The 358-nt window shown below is 48.6% G+C and carries 1 protein-coding gene; it reads left to right on the top strand.

Going from position 1 to position 358, the window contains the following annotated elements:
* Positions 1–58: 58 nt before the first annotated feature.
* Positions 59–358, top strand: a 300-nt coding sequence (locus SB752_RS32070; protein ID WP_410719449.1) for a hypothetical protein, incomplete at its 3' end; no start/stop codon positions are given.

The following is a 358-nucleotide window of genomic DNA, read 5'->3' as shown; positions in this document are numbered from 1 at the left end:
GGAAGGAGTTGAAGACCCCTCACACCAGAATACCACCCGGTGTTCGAGTAACCATGTCGTGGCGATTAGAACCTCATATGGCTCTTACTTGGCACTTTCGACCATAAATTCCCCCCCATTACTATCTACAGATACCACAGCAAACAAACTGGGTTTGAATCGGGTAAATCACGTGTCTTTCTCTACATGGAAAGATGAACCTTTCGTTGATGATGTCTTTAATGCAGTCTTGAGCCGGTTTAAAGAAGTGCCTGCAGAGGTAAAAGAACTAGCCTGGGAAGCTCTGGAGGAGGCCTTCATCGAGTCTGCGCAGACCGGAGACATGCAAGAACCCTGGGAGTTGCTCCGGGCCTTATAC

Source organism: Brevibacillus sp. SIMBA_040 (genome assembly GCF_046535075.1).
Classification (GTDB): domain Bacteria; phylum Bacillota; class Bacilli; order Brevibacillales; family Brevibacillaceae; genus Brevibacillus.
The sequence above is the reverse complement of the archived record's forward strand: the minus strand, read 5'-3'. Positions and strand labels throughout refer to the sequence as shown.